The sequence below is a fragment of the Faecalimicrobium dakarense genome (assembly GCF_000499525.1).
In the GTDB taxonomy this organism is placed as follows: Bacteria; Bacillota; Clostridia; order Peptostreptococcales; family Peptostreptococcaceae; genus Faecalimicrobium; species Faecalimicrobium dakarense.
Genome location: NZ_HG529335.1, coordinates 1 through 6,452, shown reverse-complemented (window position 1 = coordinate 6,452; position 6,452 = coordinate 1). Strand labels below are relative to the sequence as shown.

General features: G+C 29.2%; 5 protein-coding genes and 1 riboswitch. Of the genes, 3 read left to right on the top strand and 2 right to left on the bottom strand.

Features of this window, described 5'->3' with window-relative positions:
- Nucleotides 1–146: 146 nt before the first annotated feature.
- Nucleotides 147–1,178: a type I glyceraldehyde-3-phosphate dehydrogenase gene (gene gap / locus BN899_RS09510; RefSeq protein ID WP_042274910.1), complete on the top strand. Its 1,032-nt coding sequence runs from the start codon at nt 147–149 to the stop codon at nt 1,176–1,178.
- 181 nt (nt 1,179–1,359) lie between these two features.
- Nucleotides 1,360–2,529, top strand: coding sequence for a CD0519/CD1768 family membrane protein (locus tag BN899_RS09505; RefSeq protein ID WP_042274909.1), 1,170 nt, complete (start codon nt 1,360–1,362; stop codon nt 2,527–2,529).
- 56 nt (nt 2,530–2,585) lie between these two features.
- Here the strand turns inward: BN899_RS09505 and BN899_RS09500 are convergent, their stop codons facing one another.
- Nucleotides 2,586–4,040 carry an amino acid permease gene (locus BN899_RS09500; protein WP_042274908.1) on the bottom strand — a complete coding sequence of 485 codons (1,455 nt, stop codon included), beginning with the start codon at nt 4,038–4,040 and terminating at the stop codon, nt 2,586–2,588.
- A gap of 148 nt (nt 4,041–4,188) precedes the next feature.
- A riboswitch (Lysine riboswitch) is annotated at nt 4,189–4,358 on the bottom strand.
- Between the two features lie 159 nt (nt 4,359–4,517).
- Nucleotides 4,518–4,661 carry a hypothetical protein gene (locus BN899_RS19040; protein ID WP_154658896.1) on the bottom strand — a complete coding sequence of 48 codons (144 nt, stop codon included), beginning with the start codon at nt 4,659–4,661 and terminating at the stop codon, nt 4,518–4,520.
- A 185-nt stretch (nt 4,662–4,846) separates the two neighbouring features.
- Between BN899_RS19040 and BN899_RS09495 the strand changes: the two genes are divergently transcribed.
- Complete coding sequence (locus tag BN899_RS09495) at nt 4,847–6,442, top strand: Na/Pi cotransporter family protein (protein ID WP_042274907.1); 1,596 nt, start codon at nt 4,847–4,849, stop codon at nt 6,440–6,442.
- The last annotated feature ends 10 nt before the right edge of the window (nt 6,443–6,452 follow it).

The window sequence follows — 6,452 nt, the reverse complement described above, 5'->3', positions numbered from 1 at the left end:
AATAATAAAAAGTATACACTATTTATCAAAAATGATAAAAAAACAAAAAATAATTAAAAAATAATAAAATATGTTGCACAATTTAAATAAAAAGTATACAATAATCAATGAAAGTATATATCTTAGCAATATAGGGGGATTTAAATATGAAAATAAAAGTAGGTATGAATGGATTTGGTAGAATCGGTAGAGCGGTTTTAAGAATTGCACAAGAAAGATTAAACGACGATATAGAAATAGTGGCTATAAATGCGAGAGCAAATGCAGAAACTTTAGCACATTTATTTACATATGACTCATGCTATGGAACATTTAAAGGAAATGTAGAAGTTAAAGATGATGATACTTTAGTAATAAACTCAAAAGAAATAAAAATCGTGAGACATAATGACCCAGCTAATATACCATGGGGAGAATTAGGTGTAGATTTAGTAATAGAATCTACAGGATTATTTACTCAGAAAGAAAAAGCGCAAAAGCATATAGATGCAGGAGCTAAAAAAGTAATATTAACTGCTCCTGGAACTAATGAAGATATAACTATAGTTATGGGTGTTAATGAAGAAAAATATGATAATGAATTACACAATATAATATCTAATGCATCTTGTACTACTAACTGTTTAGCACCGTTTGTTAAAGTGTTAGATGAAAGCTTTGGTGTAGAAAAAGGATTAATGACTACTATACATTCATATACAAATGATCAGCAAATATTAGATAAAAATCATAAAGATTTAAGAAGAGCAAGAGCAGCTGCTGAATCAATGATACCAACTACAACAGGTGCTGCAAAAGCTGTTGCAAAAGTATTACCTCAATTACAAGGTAAATTAAATGGATTCTCAGTAAGGGTTCCGACTCCAACAGTTTCTTTAGTAGATTTAGTATGTGAACTGAAAAAAGAAGTAACTGTAGAAGAAGTAAATGCTGCTTTAAAAGAAGCATCTGAAAGTAAATTAAATGGAATATTAGGATATAGTGAAAAACCACTTGTATCAGTTGATTACAAAGGAGATTCAAGATCATCTATAATAGATGGATTATCAACTATGGTGTTAGAAAACAACATGGTTAAAGTAGTTTCTTGGTATGATAATGAGTGGGGATACTCAACAAGAACTGTTGACTTAGTAAACTATGTAGTAAAAAATATGAATTTAGCTCATAACGAGTAGATTGTAAAATAGGAGAGAATTTAAAAATTCTCTCCTATTTTTATTTTATTGATACATTGATATAAGTAAGTTTATATAGATTAATAACTTTATTTATTGTATAATATTGTAAACATAGATTAAAAGTTATTTTAGAAAGATGCTCTTAGTCACAAAATTTAATAAGGGAGACGAAATTTATATGGAAAAAGGCATATCAAAGAGAAGTACAAAAGCCATAGGCATAGAAGCTTTTGTATTTACTGGACTTTTATTAGCTGGATTTTTATATGTAGCTAATATCATGGGTGCTGGAATAATGTTTAAAGTTATTATGAACACAGCACACGACTTACTTTTAAACACAGTATTTTTAATAATGGCAATGGCAGTATTAGCAGGTGCATTAAGTGCGCTATTATCAGAGTTTGGTGTAATAGAACTACTTAATAAAATATTTGCCATTTTTATGAAACCCTTATATGGACTACCCGGAGCGAGCATAGCTGGAGCAATAACTACTTACTTATCAGATAACCCTGCAATAATATCATTTAGCAAAGATAAATCATTTACTAAATATTTTAAAAATTATCAAATCCCAGCTTTATGTAATTTAGGTACATCTTTTGGAATGGGACTTATAGTAACTACATTTATGATATCTCAAGGTGAACAGTACGTATTGCCTGCAATAATAGGTAATATTGGTGCAATAATAGGAAGTATTATAAGTGTAAGAATAATGTTATATTTTACAAAAAAGTTTTATAATTATAGTTCTGAATCAGATTTAAGTAATTTAAAATTATCTAGAAGTGAAGATTTAAGAGAGATTAGGGAAGGAAATGTATTCCAAAGATTTTTAGATGCAATGTTAGAAGGGGGAAAAAGTGGAGTAGAATTAGGACTAGCGATAATACCTGGGGTATTAGTAGTATGTACAGTAGTAATGCTATTAACATTTGGTCCATCTACTGATCCTAATACTGGAGCAGCAGTATATACAGGTGCTGCATATGAAGGTATAGGGCTTCTTCCAATTTTAGGAGAAAAACTTAGATTTATATTAGAGCCATTATTTGGTTTTACATCACCAGAAGCCATATCATTCCCAATTACCTCACTAGGGGCTGTTGGGGCAGCAATGTCACTTGTACCTAAGTTTATAACAGATGGAATTGTAACTCCAAATGATATAGCAGTATTTACTGCTATGGGAATGTGTTGGAGCGGTTATCTAAGTACACATGTAGGTATGATGGATGCTTTAGATGCTAGACAAATAACAAGCAAAGCAATACTATCACATACAATAGGTGGCATATGTGCTGGTGCATCTGCTCACTTTATATTCATGCTTGTAGGATAAAAATAAAAGAGTATAGACAAAATGTCTATACTCTTTTATTTTTATATAATAAGTATTTATCTCTTAACTTCTTGTAAGCATCTATCAGTATTTTCAATATAAGTCAAATCAACTTCTTCTAGAGGAATAACTTTAGTTTTGAATTTAGCTTTATATCCAATATATAATCCTAAGAATAAAGGAATACCTATGTAAGAAGCTATTAGCCCATTAAAGTCAATTCCATTTGGTGTTATATAAGAAAATCCTTGACCTATTATAATAATTATGCACATTAGTAGTGATAATATAGGTGCAAATGGATACCACTTAGCTTTAAATTTTAAATCTTTTAAATTATTACCTTGATGAACATAAGCTTTTCTGAATCTATAGTGACAAATTGCTATACCAAACCATGATATAAAGCCAGCAAGTCCAGATGCAGCAACTAACCAAACATAGACAGTGCTTTCTGCAAATATACCTGTTAAGAAACAAAAAGAAGCAACTATAGTCGTTAATATTAAAGCATTTACAGGGACACCTCTTTTATTAGTTTTCGCGAAAATTTTAGGAGCCAATCCTTCTTTAGCCATAGAATGAAGCATTCTAGTTGATGCATACATACCAGAGTTACCAGCAGATAATACAGAAGTTAATATTACTGCATTCATAAGGGAAGCCGCTCCAGCTATACCTGCTTTCTCAAACACCATTGTAAATGGACTTTCAGAAACGCCTGCCTGTGTAAAGGGTACTATAGCGCCTAAAACAATTATAGTTCCTAAATAAAATATCAGTATTCTCCAAAATATTGATTTTATAGCTTTTGGGATAGTTTTTTCAGGATTTTCACTTTCACCAGCGGCAACTCCTATAAGTTCTGTACCTTGAAATGAAAAACCTGCAATTAAAAAAATAGCAAATATTGACTTTAATCCACCATGAAATGGACCATCAGATATAAAATAATTATGAAAGCCTATATCACTAGAGCCCATTATTCCAAGTATCATCAACACACCTATTATTAAAAAAATAATTATAGTGACTAATTTTATTCCAGCAAACCAATATTCAGATTCGCCGTATGCTTTTGATGATAAAAAGTTTAAAGAAACGATGATAACTAAAAATAATAAGCTCCAATAAATTCCAGAAATATTAGGAAACCAATATTTCATAATTAAAGAACCAGCAACCATTTCAGCAGCTATTGTTATAGCCCAGTTGTACCAGTAATTCCATCCAAGTGCAAATCCAAGCGCTGGGTCAATAAACTTAGTAGCATAAGAACTAAAAGAACCTGATATAGGCATATAAGTTGCCATTTCTCCTAAACTTGTTATTAAAAAATAAACCATAATACCTACTAAACTATAGGCCACTAATGCGCCACCAGGACCAGCTTGGTTAATAGTATTTCCCATTGCAAGAAATATACCTGTTCCAATAGAACCACCTAAAGCTATCATATTTAGGTGTCTTGCTTTTAAACCTCTTTTTAACTCTTGACTTTGTTCATTCATTTTAATTATCCTCCTTATGGTATCAATTTTCCATAAGCAGGTAACTAAGATAATATAAAATTTTTTGACAATAAAAAAGCCATGAAACTATGTTCATGACAAAAATACGAAAACTCCATACAATAATATGAATGTATCGTACGTTTTCATTGAAAATAGCTCTTCACAAATTGTGACAGTCTCATATATATTCTATATAAGACCAGCAAATAGTATTAAAGCTATTAACTATTCACTTCGGCGAAATTTCCTTTTATATTACTTCACTGAGCTTACCTCCATAATATTACTTTTAAATTTCGCGCCTCTATCTCAGTTATCTACTTGTTGTTTAAAATTATAACTTAAATAAATAATAAGTCAATAGAAAAAAGAAAATGTTTTCTATATTTAGCTAGTACAAACTTTAATTTATAATATGTAAAAAGCACTACTTTTTCAAATTAAGTAGTGCTTTTTTAATAAACATTTCACTATCTATTTATGAGAGCTTACGGGTCTTGCAGTATTTTGGCTTACAGATCCAGTCTTAGAAGGTCTTAGTCTTGGTTCAATATTAAGTTCTTCTGCTATTTCTAATTTTGTATTTTTAGCTTTTTTATTGTTTTTATTTTTAGCCATGATTTCCTCCTTGATACATTTAGTTATTAATAATTTAACCAAGAATTATATTAATATTCTAATGTTGTATGATTATAAAATACTTATATAATATTATTTAAATTAAAGTTTATTTATGAATTATAACTATAAAAATAGATAATCATAAGTTTATATTATCTAAAAATAAAAAAGGAGGGATGTATTTGAATATAGCTATAAGCCTTTTAGGAGGATTAGGCCTTTTTTTGTATGGAATGAATTTAATGGGAGAAGGACTTCAAAAATCAGCAGGAGATAAATTAAAAAGAATAATAGAACTTTTAACTAGTAATATAATTATAGGAGTTTTAGTTGGAACACTTGTGACTGCAATTATACAAAGTTCTAGTGCTACTACTGTGATGGTAGTTGGGTTTGTAAATGCTGGAATAATGACTTTAAACCAAGCAATAGGAGTTATAATGGGAGCAAATATTGGAACTACAGTTACAGCTCAACTTGTAAGTTTCAATTTAGAAGGTTTAGCTCCGATAACCTTAGGTATAGGTATTATATTATATTTATTTTCATCAAAATCTAAGATAAGAAATCTAGCTGAAATATTACTTGGATTTGGGATTTTATTTACAGGAATGGAATTTATGAAAGATGCAGTAAAACCATTGGCTGAATTTAAAGGATTTACAGACGCATTAGTAGGTTTTGGACAAAGACCTATATTAGGTTTGCTACTAGGTTTTGCAATAACTGCAATTGTTCAAAGTTCAAGTGCTTCTATGGGGATGCTAATAGCTCTTGCATCACAAGGGTTAATTCCTTTAAATGCAGCACTACCAATATTATACGGTCAAAATATTGGTACTTGTGTAACATCAATAATATCAAGTATTGGAGCTAATCGAAACGCAAAAAGAGCAGCAATTATGCATCTATTATTTAATGTAATAGGTACAGCATTATTTTTACTACTTTTAAATAGACCAACAGTATCTATAGTTACTAAAATAAATCCAAATGATATAGCTAGGCAAATAGCTAATACTCATACAATTTTTAATATAGTATCAGTTTTAATTTTACTTCCTTTCTCTAAATATATAGTAAAATTAGCAATGAAAATTGTTCCTAGTAATGAAGACGAAGAAAATAATAAAACTTATCTTGATGAGAGAGTATTAGAGACACCATCTATTGCATTTTCAAATGCTATTAAGGAAACTCTTAAAATGGGAGATGTTGCTAAAGAATGCTTAGAAAGTGCTATGAAAAGTTTTGTTAACAAGTCAGAAAAAGAAGTTAAGGTAACTTTTGAAAAAGAAAAGGCAATAAATGACTTTCAAAACAGTTTAATAAGCTATCTTTTAAAACTATCTAAAAAATCAATACAGCATGGCTTAATCGAAGATATAGATAATCTTTTTAGTACTGTAAATGATATTGAAAGAATTGGAGAACATTCAAAAAATATATCAGAACTATCGCAAATAGCAATTGAAAGAAGAGCAAAAATGTCTGATGAAAGTGTATCAGAAGTTAATAATATGTATAAAAAGGTAATGGAAAACTATGAAAATTCTTTAAAACTTATTGATAGCAGAGATAAAGATATAGCGATAAAAATAATTAAAATAGAAAGTGAAGTAAATAAAATAGAAAAATCTATTCGAGTAAATCATATATCTAGATTAAATAATGATAAGTGTGAAATTGATATGGGAATATTATATATAGAATTAATTAGCAACCTAGAAAGAATCTCAGACCATTGTTCAAACATAGCAAAAAGAACTCTAAAATAAAAAAAGACGT

What these genes read in the sequence shown, in the direction of transcription:
- gap (WP_042274910.1), top strand. Translation starts at nt 147, where the DNA reads ATGAAAATAAAAGTAGGTATGAATGGATTTGGTAGAATCGGTAGAGCG.
- BN899_RS09505 (WP_042274909.1), top strand. Translation starts at nt 1,360, where the DNA reads ATGGAAAAAGGCATATCAAAGAGAAGTACAAAAGCCATAGGCATAGAA.
- BN899_RS09500 (WP_042274908.1), bottom strand. Translation starts at nt 4,040, where the DNA reads ATGAATGAACAAAGTCAAGAGTTAAAAAGAGGTTTAAAAGCAAGACAC.
- BN899_RS19040 (WP_154658896.1), bottom strand. Translation starts at nt 4,661, where the DNA reads ATGGCTAAAAATAAAAACAATAAAAAAGCTAAAAATACAAAATTAGAA.